Consider the following 510-nt stretch of genomic DNA (forward strand, 5'->3'; position numbering starts at 1 on the left):
GCCATCACCGAGCGCCTGCGTGATTCGATGAAGCAGCATCCGGGCGTGCAGGTCGACTTCGCGCGGCCGGCATTGTTCAGTTTCTCCACGCCACTGGAAGTGGAGCTGCGCGGCCAGGACATGGCCACCCTGGAACACGCCGGCCAGGCACTGGCGGCGATGCTGCGCAACAACCCCCACTACGCCGACGTCAAATCCACGGTCGAGGAAGGCTTCCCGGAAATCCAGATCCGCTTCGATCAGGAACGTGCCGGCGCACTCGGCCTGACCACSCGCCAGATCGCCGAYGTGGTGGTSAAGAAGGTGCGYGGCGACGTSGCCACSCGCTACAGCTTCCGCGACCGCAAGATCGACGTGCTGGTGCGCGCCCRGGAAGCGGATCGTGAATCGGTCGAGAGCATCCGCCACCTGATCGTCAATCCAGGCAGCGCGCGCCAGGTTACGCTCGATTCCGTCGCCGATGTCATCGCCACCACCGGTCCGAGCGAGATCCATCGTGCCGACCAGGAG

1 protein-coding gene is annotated in these 510 nt (G+C 65.4%); it reads left to right on the top strand.

What is annotated here, in order from left to right:
- Positions 1 to 3: 3 nt before the first annotated feature.
- Positions 4 to 510: efflux RND transporter permease subunit (locus ACXJKJ_RS32360; RefSeq protein WP_457395862.1), on the top strand; the 507-nt coding region annotated here is incomplete at its 3' end.

Source organism: Roseateles sp. P5_E1 (genome assembly GCF_054049335.1).